The following is a 20,469-nucleotide window of genomic DNA, read 5'->3' on the forward strand; positions in this document are numbered from 1 at the left end:
ATATAAAATAAATTGTGTAAATGTGTAAATTTCTTGAACAGAGGTGATCGGATGGTCGATCTATTAGACAAGTATGTACTGGCAATCAATGATGTGTTATGGACGTATGTCATCGTGGCTTTGTTAATTGTTGCGGGTTTATATTTTACCATTCGTTCCCGCTTTGTCCAATTCCGGTTTATCAAAGAAATGTTTCGTTTGCTCGGCGAAGGAATGGGAAAAAAAGACGGGATTTCATCGTTTCAGGCATTTTGTATCAGTACGGCATCCCGCGTCGGCGTCGGGAATATTGCCGGTGTTGCCATGGCAATTGCAATCGGCGGTCCGGGTGCTGTTTTTTGGATGTGGCTGATTGCCCTCATCGGCAGTGCCTCCGCATTCATTGAAGCAACCTTGGCGCAAGTTTATAAAGTAAAGGACGGGGATACGTTTCGCGGCGGACCCGCTTATTATATGGAAAAAGGGCTCAACAGGCGGTGGATGGGGATTTTGTTTGCGATCCTGATCACCTTGTGCTTCGGCCTTGTTTTCAACTCCGTACAGGCAAACACCATTACGGTGGCTTTTGAATCCACCTACGGCATCAACCGGGCCGTTCTCGGACTCATCATTGCTGCGGTTTTTGCAATCATTATTTTTGGCGGAATCAAACGGGTGGCCCGCTTTACAGAATGGATTGTTCCGATCATGGCGGTCATCTATATTTTGCTCGCTCTTTATGTCGTGTTGACAAATATTACACAGTTGCCGGCCGTATTCAAGCAAATTTTCGCCGGTGCGTTCGGGCTGGAACAAGCAATCGGCGGCGGAATTGGTGCGGCCATGATGCAGGGGATCAAGCGCGGACTGTTTTCCAATGAAGCCGGAATGGGTAGTGCGCCGAACGCGGCGGCAACCGCCACGGTTTCACATCCAGCCAAACAAGGGCTGATTCAAGCTCTCGGCGTCTTTGTGGATACATTGATCATCTGCAGTTGTACAAGCATGATTGTCTTGTTCTCCAGCGCGTTTACCCACGACAACCTTTCCGGCATTGAAATTGCCCAATTGGCTTTGAACCAGCAAGTGGGTGTGTGGGCGGAACACTTTTTGACCATCAGCATTCTCCTGTTTGCTTTCTCCTCCTTGATCGGCAACTACTATTACGGAGAAACCAATATCGAATTTATTCGCGAAAACAAAACCTGGCTGTTGATTTACCGTTTGGCCGTAATCGCCATGGTCATTTGGGGCTCCATCACTCAAGTTCAAGTCGTTTGGGATCTGGCCGATTTATTTATGGGCTTAATGGCGATTCTCAACTTGATTGCCATCCTCCTTTTGGGAAAAGTGGCATTTGCCGTGCTCCAAAACTACCATCAACAGCTGAAAGAAGGGAAAAACCCGAGTTTCACCAGCGATCAGATCAAAGACTTGGCCAATGCCGATTGCTGGGAAAAAAGCGAGTCCACCCGTCGGACAGGATAACACCATCCCCCGCCCGGGGGATTTTTTCATTTCTGAAACGAAGGGAAAAAACGGTGTTTCTTCATGATTTCATCCGGATCTTCCCCATACATTTGCCAAGCTTTTTCCTCCGCAGGAATGCGAATCAAATAAAGGAAAAGGAACTTTACGAGAGGAAAAACGATCAACGTGCCATAGGCTCCGAAACAAAGCGGCAACAAAACAAACTCCAACAGAACCACAACATAATTCGGATGTCTTACGTAGCGATACGGGCCGCGGTTTTGGGGCTTCCTGCCAGGAATCACATAAATCCGTGTGTTCCAGAATTTCCCCAGAGACCGCATGACCCATATCCTTAACCCCTGCACCCCCAGAAACAACAGAAACGGCACCCACCACCATGCAACCGGCTCCGTCCTTCCCCATCGTCCCTCCAAAAGCAAACTGAGAAAAAAGCATCCATGAATCAAAACCAGCCACGGATAATGTTTTCCGCCGTATTCAACACCACCTTGTTCCCGGATCCACCGGGCGTTTTTTTGTGCAATCCGCAGTTCATAAAGCCTTTGCACAATGACCAAGACCCATAACAGCCAACTTCCCCAGGCCGGCATGATCATCCCTCCTTATCCCAATGCAACAAAGATAATTCCAAACTGAAACCTGGTCCCATCGCTGCCATGAGGCCGTAACTTCCCGCAGGATGCGTTTGCATGAGCTCCCGTTCCAAAAGAAACAAAACTGTCGCTGATGACATGTTGCCGTAACCGGCCAATATTTCAAAGGCTCCGCTCAAGCTCCCGGGAGGAAGATTCAACGCTTTTTGATAAGCTTCCAACACTTTTTTCCCACCCGGGTGGGTTAGAAATACATCGATTTGTGATAAAGGGACCCCGGCTTCATCCAAAAACCGTTGCACCACCGGCTTCACTTTTTTCAACACCAGTTCGGGAATGCTCCGGGAAAAAATGACTTTTAATCCGTCCCCGGTCAAGTCCCATCCCATCACCTCTTCCGTGTCCGGCCACAAAAAACTTTGTGCCCCGGTGATTTCCGGAAATGTCCCGTCCGGAAGCGAAACCTGATCCCCGCAGATCAAAACGGCGGCCGCCCCGTCCGCAAACAACGAAGTTGCCACCAGGTTGCTTTTGGAATGATCCAAGGGACAAAAGGTCAAACTGCAACATTCCACGGCAAGCAGCAATATTTTTTCCGATGGATTGGCTTTGGCAAATTCATAAGCTTTGGATAATCCTGCCACCCCTCCGGCACAGCCCAATCCCCAGACCGGGGTGCGCTTCACATCGCTTTTCATCGACAACCGGTTGATCAAACGGGCATCCATACTGGGCGTTGCAATCCCGGTCGTTGAAACAAACACCAAATGATCGATATCCTCCGGGGTCCATCCTTGCTTATCCAGACACGTTCGGATGGCCTTTTCCCCCAGTTCGATCGCAGTTTCGACGTAAATCCGGTTCTTTTCCGTAAACGGGTGTTGTTGTTTATACCAAGAGATCGGTTGGCTGATATAACGGTTGTGAATGGAAGCATGATCAAAAATGGACATGTAACGTTCGATTTGCGGAAAAGATGGGGCAAAACATTCCCTGGCAAATGTTTGGGCTTCTTCCTGTTTCACAGAATACGGGGGGACTGCGGTTCCCACGGCAAGGATTTTGGGCATGACAGACACTCCTAAACAAGTGAAATTGTTTAGGAGTATTTTTTTACTTTTCCCTTCAAAACATACTGTTTTTTATCAATTGAAGACTGGCGGTTATTTTCGCAACCATTTTTCCAAAAGAAAACGCAAAACCCCGACCGCCAATGCAAAGATGACGGCAAAGAGCATGCCGGAGGAATCCTCTTGGGTCATCGTCAAATAAATCATGGTCCCCCAAGCAATCCCCTTGACCAGGGAGTGCCAGATAAATGAACCGATCATCAAAACGATAAACAAAATGATCCCGGTGGAAGTCGACTCCAAATGCCTGGAGATCACAAACGTTAAAAACAATGTTTCAATAATAGGAATCAGATTGGCAAAAAGCCCAAAAATTGCTTTGATCAGGTTCCCCAATTTCTGTCTTCCTCTCTGTCGAAAAGTGGAGAAGAACCGATCCTTCAACCGGACCGGTTCTGTTTTGCTCACGATCAGTTGGCATTTTCCGAAGGCGGATTTTCATATAAAGTACGATCCATATAATCCGAAATTTCTTTGTCCACCTGTTCAATGGGAAGTGTCTCCCCGTCATGGTAAAGAGCATTTAATCCCCATTCCAATCCCCAATTCATGGCTTCATCTTTCTCTGCCGTGCGATGGTCCGCCGGCTTGCCGTCGGGCCGGTACACGACCGGCGGTTCATTGGTGACCACACATGTCGTTACATCGCTCCGACCTTTCCGCTTGGAGCGGATGTAGACCGCTGCATTTCGTTCAGGCAACGATTCCACCAGACTGGTCTTGATATATTTCCGCGTCAGGCTTTCCACTTCATCCGAACCTTCCGTCTGACCGCAACTGATGACCATCCCGATATAGGAACGGATCGCTTGCATCAATTCTTGATTTTCGAAGTGATCGATCTCTCTGGTCACAAGCCCCAGCCCAAACGGATATTTTTTATCCTCTTGCAAAATCTCGGTAAGGAGCGGAATTTGAACCATGTGGGCTTCTTCCACCAGCATTAAATGGAATTTGGAAGCAGTGTTCCGTTTTCGTGCTGCCTGATAGTAAAGGTTGATCAAATAACCGACCAAAACCCGCAAGTTGTAGTCTTTGATTCCATTGGTGTCAATCAAGACAATATGTCCTTCATCCATATACTTTTGGGGATCCAGGCTCAACCCTTTCTGGCAGAACAGACGGCGCAGCGTTGAATGTTGCAAGATCCGGTCTAACCGGTACAGCACCGGCTCCACTTCTCTTTTGATTTCCTGCTCATCGGTGTTGACCCAGAAGCGTTTGATATAAGGATCTTGCACGTTTTTGACCACTTTTTCCCTGAACTGATGGTTTCTGAACAGATCATCGATGCCCAAAATCGTATGGGTTTCCTTATCTTCCAACAGGCTCTGCACCGCAATTTCAACGAGCCGGCGCGAGCGTTCAATGGATTCTTCTTTAAATTCAAAGTCCACTAGTATAGTGGCCAACTGTTGGGCCATCTGTCCGGGGATGACGTTCTCCGGACAGTGAAGCATATTCAAAGCCGGAAGATGAGTGGTATCATCCGACAGATTCAGGTGATGGATTTTCTCCCGGGGGAACTTCACGCCGAATTTTTCTGCGATGCGCAGACGGTTTTCAATGATCGCCACCAACTCTTTGGCCGGGTCAATAATGGTGAAACCCGGGCTTTCATCCGGATTGTCAAACCACTCATCCAAAAGTGACTGGACCATGTCCATCGCGACACTGGATTTCCCCATGCCGCTGGCACCCGTTAAAACAAAATGTTTGTTTAACTGTTCAAAGTTGACGCGCACTTCCCGGTCATCAAAAGGATGTTTCAATTTTCCGATTTTCACGCCCTCCGTCAATTCGCCCGGCTCCAATGTCCTTTCGTTTTCTTGCAAATGGGCCACATATCCCCGCGCGTTGGGGCCATCTTCTGCCGGAGGACGATAAATGTAATGATTGGCCGGAGGCAAATGGAACAAGCTCGAAATCTCATCCGACGTCCAAGCCATCAGGGTCAACGGCCAGGGAATCGGAACCAGGTTGTTGTCTTTCATGGGATTCCACCAAGGTTGGCGGATAAAACGGAGTTCCCCGTCATACTTCATCGCGGTTTGAACCGACTCTGCCGTTGAACGGACCACCGCTTCCGCGTTTTCGTGATTGGACCAGATGGAAAGGCGCACTTGAAAGGAAAGTTCACGCCCGGTCAAGCGTTGAATCAAACCGGCGCGACGAATCCGCTCTTCCGGTCCCATGTCTTTGTTCTTTTTGCTGGTCAACAGGCTCCGGGCACTTCCCGAACGTTCCTCGACAGCCCGCCAGCTGACCGGGGAAAATTGCAAATCCAAATAGGTTCCGGAACGCAAACAGTTTAAAATGCTTCCCAATTGGCTCTGTTTGCTTTGGAGCAACGAGGTCAAGGGATAACCTTTGGTTTTGAATTTAAAGATGAAGTGTCCGCCGGTCCCCCCTTTTTTCGGAGTGGGGAATTCTTCCTCTTTGATGTCATGCAACTCTGCAGAAGGATAAACACTGCGCAAGGTGTCCTTTACACTGTTCTCCTTGTCCTCGGGGTAAGCCAGGTAAATGCCGATCTGGTTGCTGCCCTCCGGAATGGCAAACCGCCAGCGGAACCAAGGGCGCCCGTATTGGACACGCATGCGGATCGGGCGAATCATGCTCCCGAAAGTTCTTGTCAATTCTGAGATTTTATCCAAATCCAGTTCGGTGTCGTATGAAGGCAGAATGCGTAAATATTTCACTCCCTTTTTGGCCCGGCTCCGATAATGGGATTTGGTGGACCAACGCCCGGCCAAAACGGCAATGACAATCAAAATCCCGAGTAAAATCAGCCAGGGAAGTACGGCAAGCGCCCAGATTCCGATGGATGAGAGCGTATCCCATGCCAAGTTGGTCGCTTTACCCGCCGTTTCGGCTTGATCACTTTCCCCGAACAACTCTGCGAGAAACTTCCACAAATACAAGATCCCGATCACAGATGCCACGCCGATAACCGTGTAAAAAAACCATTTGGCGACCTGACGCATCTGCTCTTCACCGCCCTTGGGCACATTATTCCAAGGAAACAATCCAACCCCACCTTTCTTTTAACTCCGTCCAGTCCTGTATCAGGCATTCTCCCGCTGTCCTTCTTTCCCTTCACCAATCAGAAGCAAGGATTCATTTTTTCAGTATTTTCATCGGATCAACCACTTGCCCGTCTTTTAAAATTTCAAAATGCAAATGGGGACCGGTGCTCCATCCGTTGGAACCCACCTTGGCAATCACATCCCCTTTTTTGACTTCCTGTCCGACACGGACTTGGACATCTTGCGGATACATATGGGCATACAGGGTTTGGTAGCCGTTTCCGTGATCAATCACGATCTTCCAGCCATACCCGCTGGATGTCCTTGATTCCACCACCACACCGCTATTGCTGGCAAAAATGGGGGATCCCAAAGGTTTGGCAATATCAATCCCTTCGTGTTTGCGATACACCTTTTTCAAGGGGTGAAAGCGAAGCCCGAAAGGGGACGTCACCTTTCCCCCTTCCACCGGCCAGAGAAACCCGCCGGAAGCAAGGCCGTTTGCTTTTGAAATCACCGGCTTGGCAAAGGATTCAGCGTATTCTTTGACTTTCAGCACATAATTCTCATAGTCATGGTTGTATTGCCAGACCGGTCCGCCACGGGCAAACCAATCTTTTCCCTCCTGATAATTTCTCGCCAAATAATGGGCGGTGGAATAAATGGCATCAACCGGGTTGTTCGGATCCGCTTTGCCGTCCTGATCCCCATCGACCCCATATCCACCGTATTTTTCAATCAATTTCGGATCCGTGATATCCACGGAATCGGGCAAATCCCCCAAACGCGTTCCGCCCGGGTAATCCCATCCGACCCACGTCTTATCCATGAATTGCGTGTGTCCCTTCGCTCCTTTGGAACTTTCCCTCAAATCCCGGCCGAAATTGGTCTCAACTTTGTGGATGGCAGCCAGGATTTGCCAAGGCACGCCGTATTTTTTCCCGGCTTCCTGATAGATGGGCAAGTAGGCTTCCGCCTCTTTCGGAAAACCTTCCGCCACTTCCCATTGTTCCATTTGATTTGTTTTGGAAGAGGAAGATGAAAACAAACTGACAAACACCGCTCCCAGAACGGAAATGAAAAAGAAAACAAATGTGGCCATCCCCATCAAACAAAGGAAGACAAACCCTTTGACATTCCGGGACAACCCTTGATTTCTCCGGATTTGACGGCGGCGGAGGGCGGAAAGTTTCGGTCTAGTCAAAACTTCCACGCACTTCCACCTCCTGTGCAATCCAATTCCCGTTTTGCTCCGTCAATGTCACCTGATAAACCCGCTCGATGGGAATGGTTTTTCCGTTCTCGCTTTCTTCGGCGACGGTCTCCGCCAAACACCGGACTTCACCCGATTGCTCCTGGCAATGGAGATTGTGGATTTCTTTCAACACGCTGATGAATTTCACGCCTTTTTCTTTCAGGAAATTTGTCTCCTCTTCGAGCAAGGCCAACAAGGAATCCGAGGCATAAGGCTTCACTGACTGAAGCCACCGGTCCACCTCATCTGTATTGCGGTTTGCATAAGCCCGCATGAAAGCATCTGCCGTTTGTTGCGCCTTTTGGAGCTGCTCCGGTGACAAAGTGGGTAAAACCTCCTCCGGGTTTGCGGTTTGTTCCGGTTGGCTCTGAGGCTTTTTATCCTGCTGACCGGCATTTCCCACCCAGCCAAGATGGATCAGCAGATACTTGGCTGAAAACCCGGCAACCACAAAAACAAACAAAACCAATAAAAACAGGCGACGGCGTCCACTGGGCAAATTTGTGTTAAACAATCATTTTCCCTCCTGTTTGCCAAAACCGCCGATGCAAACCAGCAGCTATTTCCGCACTTTGATCTTTCCGGCTCGTTGCGCGAGTGTTTGGGTGTACTTGGTCATCTGTTGGATCGGAATTTGGATATTAAATTGCCCTTTCAAGCTGTCATCGATTTTGCCCATGGGGGCTTTCATGATGCTGAACAATTCCTCCCGTTTCCAAATGACACCAATCACCAAAATCAGTTGCATGGCAATGGTCCAAATATAACCCACCTGTTCCGGCGGACTCATTTGATAGAGGAATTGCGAGATGGTAAGCAACATGCTGAAGAAAACACCGATGATCAATTTGATCAACTGATAACCGACAAACTTTTTAAACCAACTGACGGCAACACTGGACCAAGACGGGTTTAACGCGATCAAAAAGGCAAAGGGAGCAAACAAAGCAATCAGCACGAACAAAAACTGATACACAATCATCGCTCCGGCAATGATGAAAAAAAGCAATCCCAAGATAAAATGGGAAACACAGAGCAGAATTAACAAGGTTAAGCGTTGGAAAACCCCGTCCTTTTTCACCATCGGGTTGTTCATTTCTTTGGCTTCATATTCCACGGCCTGTTCCCGTGCCGTGCTTCCGGGTTTAAAAGCCAGGATTTTTTCGATTCTCCCCCGGGTCAACTCGGAATCATTGGAAGTTTTTGCATACTGCAACATGATGTAAGGTTCATAAACCATCATATTGTAGAGCTTGTCGGAAATGACCAGGGACGAAACCTCCGCGGGGTAATTCATCTTATCTTCATCCAGGTCTTCCTGAAATTCAATGCCGACCCCCATCAACTCTTGGCTCAGGCCGCTGCTGATTTCATTCAAATATTTCATCACACTGCCGGCATTGGCAAAAAAAGCGATCCCCAGGATCAAAATGGCCACACTGGTGAGCATTCCGGTCAGAGCTTCCGTTGTGTTTTTCTTAATCAATCCTTTGTATGCAATCCAAGCTCCGGCAATAATGATCATCAATGTCATAAAGTTGCCCATCAATCCTGTGTTTCCGTAACCCGCCCCGGTAAAGCCGGCCAATTGCTGAACCGCTTTTTCCACAGCATCGGCAAACTGATCCACCACATCAAGGGAAAAGGCATTCTCCACAACCAAAATCACGGTAAAGTTCCACGACAACAACGCTTGCCAGATAAAGTTGTTAATCTCGTTGAGCAGAATGTACGCCTGATTGGATATTTTTGTGTCCCATTCAAACATGGATGTCTCGTCGGTGTAAATTTCAAGGTTATACTGGCTGGGCTGATATTTGGCAAACCGCACATCATATCCTTTGGCTTTGGCTTTTTCAACTTGTTCCTTCGGGAAAATCGTCAACAAATCGGTAATCAGGCTGTAGCCATCCGATTTTTGTTGCTGCTCTTGCTCTTCCTGGGCCATGGTGACGGGATGATTCCCCAGCATGCCGGCGATCAGTATGAAAACAACAAGAAATCTTAGCAGATTTTGTCTTCTGTTCATCGAGCAGGTCTCCTCCGCTTTATTCTTTATCGGAAACCCCTTTATGGGACAGATTGATATGCATCCGGTTGCACATCTTTGGGTCGTTTTTGCTTCCTGGAACCGGGACGGGTGTCGAAAGCCTCAAACAGCCGCTCTTCCAAAACGCGGATTTCGACTTCATTCACCCGCTTCTCCAAATCGGACATCAAACAGGTTCCGGTCGGCAAGCTCCGAATCGTTTCAATGTTTTCTTCATTCGGCTCAATGCCGAGGATATGGCAGGCCGCTTCCGCTTCTTTTGCATCCCGGCACCGGAAAACAAACCGGCACCCCAGATTGGACCGAATCTCTTCTCCCAACAAATCTTTGGCGTTTTGGCTGATTAAGTAGATGGCGGCGTTCTTGCTGCGCCCGGTCCGTACCAATTCTTCCAAAATCGCTCTTCCTTCACTGACTTTCGCCAATCTCCATGACTCATCAAACAATACCAGCTTAAACTCATTCGACGACTGGTTGGAAAAGCGGCGGGAAAAATCGGAAATCGCCATCAAGAGCGCAATGGCCATCCGGCCATAATCGGATTTGCTTTCATCCGGAAGTTTTAAATCCTCCACCTGCAAAATGGTCAAACGCATGGACAGATCAATGGCTTTTTGCGTGCCATCTCCGAACAACAGCTGGCCTTGCCCGGATGTTGCCAGATAGCTTAACACATCCACAATCTCTTCCAGGCTGTCCTGCCGTTTTTCCGGGGCTTCTTTGGTCACCTTGCGCAATTGATCAATGACTTTCATCATGCTCGGGTCCGGATGTTTCAACACTTCATCGACAGCCTTTCCAATCACAATTGCCTCATAAGTGCCGTCTTCGGACCGCGCCAAAAACTGCAGTATTTTTTTGGCCGTCTCGCCCGCCGCTTGTTTTTCAGACGGGCTGACCACGCCCGCCAACGGATCCAGCTTCCCGCGGTCTTCACTGCTTGCCCGCAGGGTGACCACCCGGGTCATGTCCTTTAATTCCGGCAGTGCATCCACCCAGTGCGCCCGCTCATCTTTGGGGTCAAAAATCAGCACTTTGGCACCGTTTAACAGCGCTTGATAGGCAAGCAAGTTGGCCCCCAGCGATTTTCCGGCCCCCAATGCCCCGATAAATGCGGCGGAAGCGGTCGTGCTCAATTTTTTATCCTTGGGGCCCCGGTCATGTTGGAAAAAGACCGGCAAATTGCGGGACATCCCGATAAAATGACCTTGTCCGTCCCCGAGCTGCCGGGTGGCTCCGATCATTCCGGCGGCCACGGCAGCCGGCTCCATGTAATGAATATAGTCGTGGATGTACCTTTTCGCACCGGGAATGAATTCATTAAATCCGCGCCATTGGTCTCCGTAGGGAACTTCCACTTGAATCATCATGTCACTGTACAAATCTTTCACCAGCTGAATCCGTAAGTTCAACTCTTCAAGCGAAGAAGCATAGACACATAAAACGACAGAAGTTGTGATTAATGGAAATTTATCGGTTCGCAAATGGTTTTCCAGTTCATTGGCATCCTGGCGGCTGTGCAAAATGTGATATGCAGTTTCCACGCCGCTTTCCGCTGCGTGTTCGTCCTCGGCTTTCAGTTCTTTTTTCTTCTTCAACACCTGGGATAACGCTTTGGCGTACTCGATCGTCTCCGTCCGGACGGAGGCCTCCACGGGAAACGAAAGGTTTTGCAGATGATATAACCATTCCAATCCCGGAAAAGGCGATTTATCAGGGATGTGAGAAATCGTCAGAAAAGCCATATATCCTTTTTTGTTTTCTCCCGACACGTGTTGCTCAACGATCAAATTCCGGCCGTGCGAATCATCAAAACGGCCTTCTGCCAATGTCAAAATATCCCTGGCCGGACGAATTCCTTTTTTCCCTTTGACTTCTGCCGGAAGAGCCTTGGGTTTCCAATCTTTCCGCCGCGGCGCTTCCCCGATCCCGCGATAAAATCCCCGACGGATCAACCATTCCAAGTCAGCGGTATCCACACGTCTGGCACGCAAATAACCATTGATCCTGGAAAAAATCATTTCCTCCTGCACACGATACGCCTGGATTTCCTCTTCGAAAACCTCCGGGGCGTCCGTTCCGGCTTGATTGTTTAAATACCTTTTAAAATCCTTCCAGATATAACGGAGCTCATTCAAAAAAGAAAGCCCTTTGACCGTGGCTGGCTTCAACTTGACGCCCATAAAAAAACGATTTTGGTGTATTTCTTTTCCGCGTAAATGTTCCACTGCCGCCTGAATATGCTTTTTTCCCGTCTCTTTCAATTCGTCACACAAGCCTGTCTCCATCGCCCGGCGCTGCTCTTCCAGGCTTTGGTATTCAGGCACAACCAATGCATGCGTATCTGCATGGATATTCCAATAAAAAGCCTCCAAATTCGAATGGAGGCTGAGCTTATCATCCATTGACCGATAATCATAATTAAACCGCTGTAACTCATAATAAGCATAAACGGCTCCATCTTGCCCGAAAACCAAGTTATCTTCAAAATACTTCACGGGAAAAGGTATGCGCGTCACGGCAACTCCCTCCTGGATGCAAATCGGTATGATACTTCCCCTTCGTATTGATACGGATCTCTAGGTTTTTCAATTTCCTTGTAACGCGCAAAGTGATGCGGACTGAAAAAATGTTCGATCCATCGTATGATAAACCGGTGCGGCGCTTTGCCATCCAGCGTTTTTCTTGTAAAAAACCACGAAACCAAGGCTGGAATCCCTATAAATTTCACAAGAAAAAAATCGATCCAGCTGACCGGCGGAAACTTGTTTAAAATCACCATCACAATCAAGGCTCCGACAAAAAACGCCATTTGCCGGTAAGATACCGGTAATGGTAAATGGATTCCCTGTATGGAATAGACGGTTTTTTCAATGCGAAAAACCTGGTTGTACACACGAATTTGCTTCATTCCAAATAAGCCTCGAACAACCAGCGAAATCCGTCGGAACCAAGTGATGAAATCAATTCGGGTTGGAAAATGAAGACGCTGACCAGCATCGCAAACAACGCAAAACCGATGAACGCAGTAAATGCGCGTTTCCAAAACAATGTCAAACTGATAAAAATCACTGCCAGAAAAAACAACGATCCGATTTCCGCCCCGAGCGTTTCCTGGAGTTTTTCGCCAGGGCCTGCTGCAAGTAACATCATATGTGCCATCTCGTCAGACCTCTCCTTGTTCCGTACTGATTACATACCAACGCCCGCCCTCTTTGACGAGCTCAAAGCGGTAATGATCCGTGATCTTGGCTCCCGAAGCCAGATCCTCAAGCAAGACATCGCAATCGGCAAGATAGACATCCTGTTTTTTACGGACGGTAAGCTGTTTCATTTCGGAAAATGACATGATTCCGGTCAAACCGGGCAAAGATTGATTGTTTTTTTCGAAATAAGCAATTTCTTCAGATGTTCCGGTGGTATACACCTTCCAAAAAGATTTCATGAACTGTTCCACTTCGTCACGAATCTTTTGGTCAACCGCTTCCCCGCCATTGTCTTTCCCGCTCTTTTCCTCCTCAGCGGGTGCCTCTGCCACCGGCGGCGGGATAAAACGGGGGTATCCCACGACGAGATAAGACTCTCCGGCTTTCTTGACGGGAACAATCATATACCGGTCCACTCTCTTTTGGTCATTGGGATTCTTCACGTTGCTGAGAATGGTTTCGGCATATACCGTCACTTCCGTCACACCGGACCGGTCATCCCTTTCTTTGACCGCCCATGCACTCACGTTGCGGGCGTAAGAATTCCACTGAACCTGTTTAAAATCAAGCCCCCCTTGCACATCCATATTCGGTTTCCAAAAGGGCTTCAACCGCTCTGCCCTGGATTCCTCTTTTCCTTGCGTCCAAAAAAGATATTCTCTGGCGAATTGTTCCGCAAAAGCAAGTTCCCCGATGACAGGCTGTGTGTTTTTTTGTGCAGGTTCTCCTCCGGCTGCTTCCAATTGGCGCGGGGGCAACTGAATCAAGCCGAATTGAATGGCCAAAACCACCGTGGAAACACATGCCGTGTAAATAATGAGCAGCCAAAACAAAATCCTCGGAATCTTGCGGCGAATGATCGGCCGTTCCATTTTTCTCCTCCTTAATGATCTGAGAAGTCACTCAAGTTTTGTCATCTGTTCTGCCTGGATAATGTATCGTTTTGGAGCCGGTCCGACATATGTGAACGGATAGCAGGTTGTCAGGGTAAGTACCGGTTTTTCATGCGGGACGATCACTGTGCGGTCATCCGGGGTGGTGATCCATGTTTTGGTAATCGTATATGCAAATTTGCCGTATTCAGATTGGACGATCAATGAATCTCCCGGCTCCAACCGGCCGATTTTGCGGAACACCGTGTCCCGGTGTCCCGATAAAACGGCGTTATCCGGTTCTCCCGGAAGCACACTTCCGGCATAATGTCCGACTCCTTTGTCCAGCTCATCCTCATGCGTTCCCTCAATGATCGGCATTTTGGCCTCCAACGCGGGAATGATCAAATCAGCAAAATGTTCCCCTTTCTCCGGCCTTTTCTCCTCGGGGACAATCAGCCAATCCTCTTGCGGTGAAGAGCCCGTTCCGGCCTCCACCACCGCTTTGGGAACGGCCTCCGACGTGGTTTCCACCGTTTGCCGTTTCAGGAAATACGAAACCCCTGAATAACCGGCGTAAAAAGCTCCCAAGATCACAATCGAGAGAGCAACGGCTTTGTCCCATTTCAAGACGATTCCACCTTATTCTTGCGAAGCACGTAAACGGAGCCCAGCATGGACAAAGCGCTTCCCAGCAAAACGCCGTTTAAGTCATTCCCGGCGGTATCCGGCAAAACCCCGCCTTCTTCCGTTTGCGGCCGGTTTTGCTTCTGATTTTGTTCCTCGTCACCGGCTGCAGCCAAATGCTTGGTCTCAGCCCCGGCGTTTTCTTTATTTTCAGCGTTTGCCGCTTTGGGCGAATATTGCTTCTCCTCGATGGACTCTTTTGGCTTCGTCACTTCGGAGACAATCTGGTTGGCCACCGGGCTTTCTTCCCGGTCGTGGGATGGTTTCACTTCCTCTTGCTGTCGGGATTCAGGCTGTGCGGATTCTTTGGGAACTTCTTGAAGATTCGACACTTGCGGACGATTTTCGTCTGAGGATGAATTTTCCATGTCTGATGGATTATCGGATGATACCGCTTCTTTTTCCTTCACTTTTGGAGAATCGGATGGAATGACCGCTTTGCCGATGTCTTCAGGAATTTCTTTCATGGAGGGAAATTCTTTCTCTGCTGGTTGATGATCCTTTTCAGGTTTCGGGGTTTCTATCTTATTTTCCAATTCCACCGGTTGGTCCGACAATTTTCTTTCCAATTCTTTTCCTTCGGACTGCGGTTGCTCGATTTTCTGGTCCGGTTTGCTCGGAGGCTCATCCAACGGATGTTGGCCGGGTCCGAAATCACTGTTGGCAAAAGCGGTTCCCACTCCCGCCGACAAACCCGTCACCAAGCAGACCGACAACGCCGCAGCCATTTGATTCACGTTTTTTCCTGCCAACGGCTTGGGTTTGCGCCGGTTTCCCCTTGGATTGGGATATTCAAGGTCAAACTGCCTCAACAGGCTGGAGTAAAGGTTTCGCGATTGAACATCTGTACGAAACGACTCTAAAATTTGTTTGGGATCTTTCACTTCAATCCCTCCTGTCCCTCATTAAAAATAAACATTGAAAGAAAAACTCCATGCCAAACCGATTTAATCAAACATCAGGCGGCTTTTCATCCGCCCGGCACAATCACTTCTTTATCAAAAATGGGAGCAGGCATCCTCCCCCCTTGTAAAAACCGTCGTCATAACTCTTCCTTTTCCATATAATATTACATAAATCGTACTTTTTTCAACACAATTTCGTAAAATTTGCAGATGCGAATTTTTTATCAATTTTATTATTTGGCTCACATTTTTTCTGTCGGGACTCGCTTCATCGACAATGTTATTATTTATAAAAATAGATGAATGCGATTAAATCATTGTTTTTATTAATTGATTATTAAATTTTTTACATAAAAAATGCCGTCTTTCTTCATCTGCAACATTGCAGACCCAAAAAAACGGCAATTTTTGTGAACTGATTTTTCTCCTCGTGGTTCAAGCTGTCCAATGAATCATTCTTTTCTCTAAATTTCCTGTAAAAAGCTCCAGCACGATGCCATCCGGATCTTTAAACTGGACGGACCATCCTCCTCCCCGGAAAACTGGTTCCCTCACCATCTCCACCTGATTTTTTTTCAAAAGGGAAACTGCATGAAAAAAATCCGGTTCGCGGATGGTAAAAGCCACATGGTCCATTCCGGGACCCGATGCGGCGGAACTTTCTTCCGGCCTTTCCAATAAGCAAATCCAGGCATTCCCCCATTCCAGATAGACATCCTTCCGGCCTTTGTGCACCAGTTTCATTCCCAAAAGACCGCAATAAAACCGGAGGCTTTGCTCCAAGTTCCTCACTCTCAAAGTGAGGTGATTGAAACCGCTGACGTTCATCCACTCTTCTCCTCCTTTTCCGTCACACCATCACATGGAGTGTGTATGTCTGGCTTCCGACCAGGCGACGGTAGGAATCCACCATTTGGTACGGGATTTCAATGGAGTAGGACTGTTTAAACAGGTTGGGGGAAAGACGCAACCGGTCTTTTCCCTCCCAGATCCACTCATACCGCTTCCCTTGATAGAAGATCCCGTCTTTATACAACGGGAAGGTATTTTCCCCGGGTTCATTGAAGCACACAAAAAGCGACAACTGATCAAAAAATTGCAGCAACCGGAAGTTGCGGGCGATATTTTCTTCTTCAGTTTCCGTGAAATATTCACGCAACTGATTTTGTCTGGCCAATTCCTGCTCCCGGAACCTGCGGCAGGCGGGATCGGTCTCATTGGTAAAAAAAGAAGCATAATGCTTGCTGCATAAAAAACCGGCATAATGATCATTGGCAACCACTTTGGAAATCCCCCGGGTATAGGCTTCCAATTTGGGCAATAACGGATAATCGTAAAAGCTGACCGGACAATTGTTTTTTTCATCCCAAAGCACGGAGCGGTCCAGCTCTTCCCACCCGATATCATGGTGGGAAATGGCAAACAGCGTTTTGGCGAGGGGCTGAACCGGCTCATCAATATGCGCCGCCATTTCCCCTGCGATCAACGCATGGTCGTGTTGTTTGATCAAAATGAAATAATTTCCCCGTTTTCTGACGATCATTCGAAGCCCCTCCTTTTCAAGCCCTTCACATCGCTTTATAAAGCATCATTCATAAACAAAGCCGCATCGGGTTCCTGTTCATCCGCCGACTGATCCGTTTTTCCTTTTTGCTCCGATTTGCACGCTTCTTCTATCAACTTTACAAGGGCTTCGTTGAAACTCAGATTCCGTTTTCGGCAATAATGCTCAAACGACCTTTCCAAATCCCTCGGCAAAATCACCACCCGTTCCGACTTTGCAGTTTGAACCTGATCCACATTTTGCTGTACAAACCGTTGAAACACATCCATCATGGCTTCCCCCTTTCTTGTAAAAAGAAAAGCCAAACTTCCAAAACAAGAAATTTGGCTTCCGGGTCTCACTCCATCTGCTCCAGATCCAACGGGTTACCCCACTCGTTTTCATAAATCAGTTTCGACAAATCCAACCGGGATTTCCAACCTTTCTCTTCCAACATGGGTTTGGGACGAAATTCAACCGGATAGCCGATGCAAAGATAGGCAACCAGCCGGACTCCTTCCGGCAACTTCAAAAGTTCCTCCGTTTTCTCTTGGTCCAAAATGCTGACCCAGCCGATCCCGATGCCCTCGGCACGGGCCGCCAGCCACATGTTTTGGATGGCCAGACACGTGCTGAACAAATCGGTCTCCGGCATGGGACCGCGCCCCAACACAAAAGGGGCATCGCGATTCCGGTCACAGGTGACCGCCACATTCACCGGCGCTTCCATGATCCCTTCCAACTTTAAATCCCGGTACAACTTTTTCCGCTCTTCTTCCGGGATTTTTTCCAATTGCCCCCGGTTGGTCTCGATAAATTGATCTTTTATGGACCGGCGCAATGCATAAGAGTTGACAAAAATAAAATTCCACGGCTGCATAAATCCGACCGAAGGCGCAAAATGAGCCGCCTGTAAAATTCTCTTCAATGCATCTTTGGGAACCGGCTTGCTTGAAAAATGACGGATGTCCCGACGGGCTCGGATCACCCGGTAAATCACTTCCTGCTCCTCTTTGGAAAAAGTATCGTGCAAACGAATGCCTCCCTCATTTTTCCCGGTGACAACAATGTCTTGCCGGACATTCGCTTTCGGTGGCCGGAACCTTGTTCGGCCCTCACTTCTATTATATTCCTTTTTTAAGATGGTTTTCTACAGAAGATCCAATGATTCACGGCGACCCACCCTGACTTTGGCTTGCCGGTTTTGGAAATCCCAATGGGGGTAGTAAGCGTTTTTCACCAGCAGATTGGGGCCCGCACAGCGAGCTTCTTTGCAAAAACAATGAACTTCTTTGGCAACGGGACTGTTGAGCCAACGTTCAAACACATCACTGAGACGGTCACGATGAATGTTTCCGAGCGGAGGAACATCCCCGAAGTCGGTCACAATCACATCCCCGGTGAAAACATTCACATTTAACCGGTTGCGTCCGTCCGGATCCTGGCGAACGGTCACGTTGGCCTCTTGATGCAGACGCCTCCACAATTCACGGTCTTCTTTTTTGTCACTGCACGGATAAAAAGGAAGGGTCCCAAACAAAACCCATACATCCGGATGCCGGTGATCCAACAGTTTCCAAACGGCTTCCCGATACTCATCCAAACTTAAAAGCTCCATGTTTTTGGCAAAGTCACTGGGGTACAAAGGATGGACTTCGTGCCGTTTGCATCCCATTTCTGCAACGGTTTGGTGCATTTTTTCAATATATTTGGCCGTAAACGGGCTTAACAGGGACTCTGCCGAAACAAAAACCCCTCTTTTGGAAAGCTCGCGGGCATTATCGATCATCTGTTCATACAACCGCTCCGCCACTTTGGGCTTGATTTCCTTCCCGAAGTTTTTAAAGGCCATCCGGTAAAAATCTTTTTCATCCCGGTAATTGTATGAAATATGCAGAACATCCAAATCATCAATCCAATCCAGATACCGGTTCAGCGGCAACGTGAGATTGGAATTCAATTGCGTATAAATCCCGCGTTCCTTGCAATATTTCAACAAGGGTTGAATGGTGTTTTGGACGACTCCGGGATTCAAAACCGGCTCGCCGCCGGTAATGCTGACCGTCTTTAAGGTATCGATTTCCTCCAAAGCTGCAATCAATCGTTCAACCGGAATCGGAATGCCTTCCCGTTCCACCAATTCCTCCCCGACCGCACAATGTTCACAGCGAAGATTGCACAACTGTGTCACCGTGAATTCCACACTTGTCAATTCGTACCTGCCTTTTTCAACTCTTGTATACCAAGGATCCCACGGATCCCAATCGGGCGTCAGTTCTTTTTTTTGATTTGTCATCCTTATCATGGCCATTGCTCCTTTTAACCTGCCTGCAATACATAAAACACTGTGTATGAATATAACGCAACGATCTTCCGGGCGCAATGCCCGCTTTTTATTACAAAAGGATTCCGTATGTAACAAACCGGTCCATCTGTTTCTTTAATTTAACCCCATTATTACATGTACTTTACATTTGCCCGAAAACAAAGACAAACCATTCCCGGAGCCGCTATAATGAGATCAACAAAGAGGTCACGGAGGGAAAAACAATGAACCACGCATCGGTGGGATTATTTAACGCAGTGTTAATGAGTGTTCCGGTTTGGACGATGATTTACTTCGGCATCCGCTTGCTGGCCGGCTGAACCTGATCATACACAGAAACCAATTCACGGGAGGTATGCCTGATGCAAAAACCAATGGCTGGATTATTTAACGCGGTGTTATTAAGCATTCCATGTTGGGGACTGATCGGTTATGGAATTAGTTTGTTGGTATAATCAGCGGATCTTATAAACGCCTTCATCGGGAAAACAAGGATGAAGGCGTTTTTTATTTACTCCGATTTTCCTCTCCTTTATAATAACTTTTTAGATAGAAGCAGAGAAGAGGTGAAGCCGCGATGAGCATCGGACCAGCCTGGCTGCAGTGGATCTATTTGTTCTTTTGGATTGGTTTTCTCGTTTTTCTCGCCATTGGCGGTTATTTTATGTTCCGCAAGTTTTTAAAAGCCCTTCCCAAAGAAGATGGAAAATCGATTCTTGATTGGCAGGAATATTACATAAACGAGACTCTTCATTTGTGGAATCAGGAACAAAAAGAACTTTTAAACGAACTTGTCCAGCCGGTCCCCCAATTGTTCAGGGATGTGGCCAAACAAAAGATTGCGGCAAAAATCGGGGAATTGGCTTTGAAAGACCAGGCCGAGGCATTAAATGAAGAATATATTATCCGCGGTTATATTCTGGCCACCCCGAAACGGGACCACAAGTGGCTCATCAAAAAATTGAAAGAAAAACAAATCGATCTGTCCAAATACCGGCATCTTTTGGAGTGACACAGAAAAAACTTGCCACTTGCCGCTCAACATGGTAAACTTAGGTTCATAATGAGTTAAAAAGCTGGTATCGCAAGTCAAGTTTCATCTTGTGGCCTCTTGTTTCAAAACAATAGGTTTTCAAGTGCTTGAGTTTGGCCGCTTTTTAATGGAAAGAAGGAGGCCCTGAGATGAAGGGAACAGTAAAATGGTTTAACGCCGAAAAAGGTTATGGATTCATTGAACGCGAAGACGGCGGAGATGTATTTGTTCATTATTCGGCCATTCAATCTGAAGGATTCAAAACACTTGAAGAAGGCGAACCTGTTGAATTTGACATTGTGGAAGGAGACCGCGGTCCCCAATCCGCCAATGTCGTACGTTTGAACTCTGTACGCTGATTCAACGC

At 47.8% G+C, this 20,469-nt stretch carries 21 protein-coding genes; 3 read left to right on the top strand and 18 right to left on the bottom strand.

Annotated elements, in window-relative coordinates:
- Positions 1-51 precede the first annotated feature (51 nt).
- Entirely contained in the window at positions 52-1,467 is a 1,416-nt protein-coding gene (locus tag ATH33_RS10175; RefSeq protein WP_062842819.1) for an alanine/glycine:cation symporter family protein, read from the top strand.
- Positions 1,468-1,493: 26 nt separating this feature from the next.
- Here the strand turns inward: ATH33_RS10175 and ATH33_RS10180 are convergent, their stop codons facing one another.
- The 18 genes from ATH33_RS10180 to yfkAB all read right to left on the bottom strand — a co-directional run bounded on the left by ATH33_RS10180 (position 1,494) and on the right by yfkAB (position 19,048).
- Entirely contained in the window at positions 1,494-2,063 is a 570-nt protein-coding gene (locus tag ATH33_RS10180) for an isoprenylcysteine carboxyl methyltransferase family protein (protein ID WP_121874377.1), read from the bottom strand.
- 2 nt (positions 2,064-2,065) lie between these two features.
- The gene (locus ATH33_RS10185) at positions 2,066-3,136 is read right to left on the bottom strand and encodes a type III polyketide synthase (RefSeq protein ID WP_037994099.1); all 1,071 of its coding nucleotides are present in this window, start codon (positions 3,134-3,136) and stop codon (positions 2,066-2,068) included.
- Positions 3,137-3,229: 93 nt separating this feature from the next.
- Positions 3,230-3,532 carry a hypothetical protein gene (locus ATH33_RS10190; RefSeq protein ID WP_037994096.1) on the bottom strand — a complete coding sequence of 101 codons (303 nt, stop codon included), beginning with the start codon at positions 3,530-3,532 and terminating at the stop codon, positions 3,230-3,232.
- A 74-nt stretch (positions 3,533-3,606) separates the two neighbouring features.
- Positions 3,607-6,225 (bottom strand): helicase HerA domain-containing protein, encoded by a 2,619-nt coding sequence (locus tag ATH33_RS10195; RefSeq protein ID WP_049719645.1) that lies wholly within the window; start codon positions 6,223-6,225, stop codon positions 3,607-3,609.
- Between the two features lie 91 nt (positions 6,226-6,316).
- Positions 6,317-7,438, bottom strand: a complete 1,122-nt coding sequence (locus tag ATH33_RS10200; protein ID WP_121874378.1) for a peptidoglycan DD-metalloendopeptidase family protein — start codon at positions 7,436-7,438, stop codon at positions 6,317-6,319.
- Complete coding sequence (locus ATH33_RS10205) at positions 7,422-7,994, bottom strand: hypothetical protein (protein WP_037994092.1); 573 nt, start codon at positions 7,992-7,994, stop codon at positions 7,422-7,424. Before ATH33_RS10205 ends, ATH33_RS10200 begins: the two co-directional genes overlap by 17 nt.
- Before the next feature lie 45 nt (positions 7,995-8,039).
- Positions 8,040-9,509, bottom strand: coding sequence for a CD3337/EF1877 family mobilome membrane protein (locus ATH33_RS10210; RefSeq protein ID WP_037994090.1), 1,470 nt, complete (start codon positions 9,507-9,509; stop codon positions 8,040-8,042).
- Between the two features lie 41 nt (positions 9,510-9,550).
- Positions 9,551-12,049 (bottom strand): ATP-binding protein, encoded by a 2,499-nt coding sequence (locus tag ATH33_RS10215; RefSeq protein ID WP_052186651.1) that lies wholly within the window; start codon positions 12,047-12,049, stop codon positions 9,551-9,553.
- Positions 12,046-12,441, bottom strand: coding sequence for a TcpE family conjugal transfer membrane protein (locus ATH33_RS10220; protein ID WP_037994089.1), 396 nt, complete (start codon positions 12,439-12,441; stop codon positions 12,046-12,048). The genes ATH33_RS10215 and ATH33_RS10220 overlap by 4 nt, the downstream gene beginning before the upstream one ends.
- Entirely contained in the window at positions 12,438-12,692 is a 255-nt protein-coding gene (locus ATH33_RS10225; RefSeq protein WP_037994088.1) for a hypothetical protein, read from the bottom strand. Before ATH33_RS10225 ends, ATH33_RS10220 begins: the two co-directional genes overlap by 4 nt.
- A gap of 4 nt (positions 12,693-12,696) precedes the next feature.
- On the bottom strand, positions 12,697-13,608 hold the full coding sequence (locus ATH33_RS10230) for a conjugal transfer protein (protein WP_037994087.1): 912 nt from the start codon (positions 13,606-13,608) through the stop codon (positions 12,697-12,699).
- Between the two features lie 27 nt (positions 13,609-13,635).
- Positions 13,636-14,238, bottom strand: a complete 603-nt coding sequence (locus tag ATH33_RS13430; protein ID WP_049719641.1) for a class D sortase — start codon at positions 14,236-14,238, stop codon at positions 13,636-13,638.
- A complete protein-coding gene (locus ATH33_RS10240) occupies positions 14,235-15,179 on the bottom strand; it encodes a hypothetical protein (protein WP_037994086.1) in 945 nt (314 codons plus the stop codon). The genes ATH33_RS13430 and ATH33_RS10240 overlap by 4 nt, the downstream gene beginning before the upstream one ends.
- Positions 15,180-15,635: 456 nt before the next feature.
- Complete coding sequence (locus tag ATH33_RS10245; protein ID WP_121874379.1) at positions 15,636-16,028, bottom strand: VOC family protein; 393 nt, start codon at positions 16,026-16,028, stop codon at positions 15,636-15,638.
- Between the two features lie 22 nt (positions 16,029-16,050).
- Entirely contained in the window at positions 16,051-16,743 is a 693-nt protein-coding gene (locus ATH33_RS10250) for a DUF3891 family protein (protein WP_049719639.1), read from the bottom strand.
- 35 nt (positions 16,744-16,778) lie between these two features.
- The gene (locus ATH33_RS10255) at positions 16,779-17,033 is read right to left on the bottom strand and encodes a hypothetical protein (RefSeq protein WP_131470855.1); all 255 of its coding nucleotides are present in this window, start codon (positions 17,031-17,033) and stop codon (positions 16,779-16,781) included.
- A 68-nt stretch (positions 17,034-17,101) separates the two neighbouring features.
- On the bottom strand, positions 17,102-17,776 hold the full coding sequence (gene bluB / locus ATH33_RS10260) for a 5,6-dimethylbenzimidazole synthase (RefSeq protein ID WP_197051996.1): 675 nt from the start codon (positions 17,774-17,776) through the stop codon (positions 17,102-17,104).
- Between the two features lie 117 nt (positions 17,777-17,893).
- Positions 17,894-19,048, bottom strand: coding sequence for a radical SAM/CxCxxxxC motif protein YfkAB (yfkAB, locus tag ATH33_RS10265; RefSeq protein ID WP_062842814.1), 1,155 nt, complete (start codon positions 19,046-19,048; stop codon positions 17,894-17,896).
- Positions 19,049-19,646: 598 nt separating this feature from the next.
- Between yfkAB and ATH33_RS10270 the strand changes: the two genes are divergently transcribed.
- Complete coding sequence (locus ATH33_RS10270) at positions 19,647-20,081, top strand: DUF2621 family protein (protein WP_049719638.1); 435 nt, start codon at positions 19,647-19,649, stop codon at positions 20,079-20,081.
- A 170-nt stretch (positions 20,082-20,251) separates the two neighbouring features.
- Positions 20,252-20,461 (top strand): cold shock domain-containing protein, encoded by a 210-nt coding sequence (locus tag ATH33_RS10275; protein ID WP_037994743.1) that lies wholly within the window; start codon positions 20,252-20,254, stop codon positions 20,459-20,461.
- Positions 20,462-20,469 lie beyond the last annotated feature (8 nt).

It is taken from the genome of Thermoactinomyces vulgaris, assembly GCF_003688725.1.
GTDB classification, from domain to species: domain Bacteria; phylum Bacillota; class Bacilli; order Thermoactinomycetales; family Thermoactinomycetaceae; genus Thermoactinomyces; species Thermoactinomyces vulgaris.

Excerpts from the sequence above, each read along its gene's own strand:
- ATH33_RS10175 (WP_062842819.1), top strand. The coding sequence starts at position 52 with ATGGTCGATCTATTAGACAAGTATGTACTGGCAATCAATGATGTGTTA.
- ATH33_RS10230 (WP_037994087.1), bottom strand. The coding sequence starts at position 13,608 with ATGGAACGGCCGATCATTCGCCGCAAGATTCCGAGGATTTTGTTTTGG.
- yfkAB (WP_062842814.1), bottom strand. The coding sequence starts at position 19,048 with ATGATAAGGATGACAAATCAAAAAAAAGAACTGACGCCCGATTGGGAT.
- ATH33_RS10220 (WP_037994089.1), bottom strand. The coding sequence starts at position 12,441 with ATGAAGCAAATTCGTGTGTACAACCAGGTTTTTCGCATTGAAAAAACC.
- ATH33_RS10180 (WP_121874377.1), bottom strand. The coding sequence starts at position 2,063 with ATGCCGGCCTGGGGAAGTTGGCTGTTATGGGTCTTGGTCATTGTGCAA.
- ATH33_RS10270 (WP_049719638.1), top strand. The coding sequence starts at position 19,647 with ATGAGCATCGGACCAGCCTGGCTGCAGTGGATCTATTTGTTCTTTTGG.
- ATH33_RS10250 (WP_049719639.1), bottom strand. The coding sequence starts at position 16,743 with ATGATCGTCAGAAAACGGGGAAATTATTTCATTTTGATCAAACAACAC.
- ATH33_RS10245 (WP_121874379.1), bottom strand. The coding sequence starts at position 16,028 with ATGAACGTCAGCGGTTTCAATCACCTCACTTTGAGAGTGAGGAACTTG.
- ATH33_RS10225 (WP_037994088.1), bottom strand. The coding sequence starts at position 12,692 with ATGGCACATATGATGTTACTTGCAGCAGGCCCTGGCGAAAAACTCCAG.
- ATH33_RS10185 (WP_037994099.1), bottom strand. The coding sequence starts at position 3,136 with ATGCCCAAAATCCTTGCCGTGGGAACCGCAGTCCCCCCGTATTCTGTG.
- ATH33_RS10210 (WP_037994090.1), bottom strand. The coding sequence starts at position 9,509 with ATGAACAGAAGACAAAATCTGCTAAGATTTCTTGTTGTTTTCATACTG.
- ATH33_RS10275 (WP_037994743.1), top strand. The coding sequence starts at position 20,252 with ATGAAGGGAACAGTAAAATGGTTTAACGCCGAAAAAGGTTATGGATTC.
- ATH33_RS10255 (WP_131470855.1), bottom strand. The coding sequence starts at position 17,033 with ATGGATGTGTTTCAACGGTTTGTACAGCAAAATGTGGATCAGGTTCAA.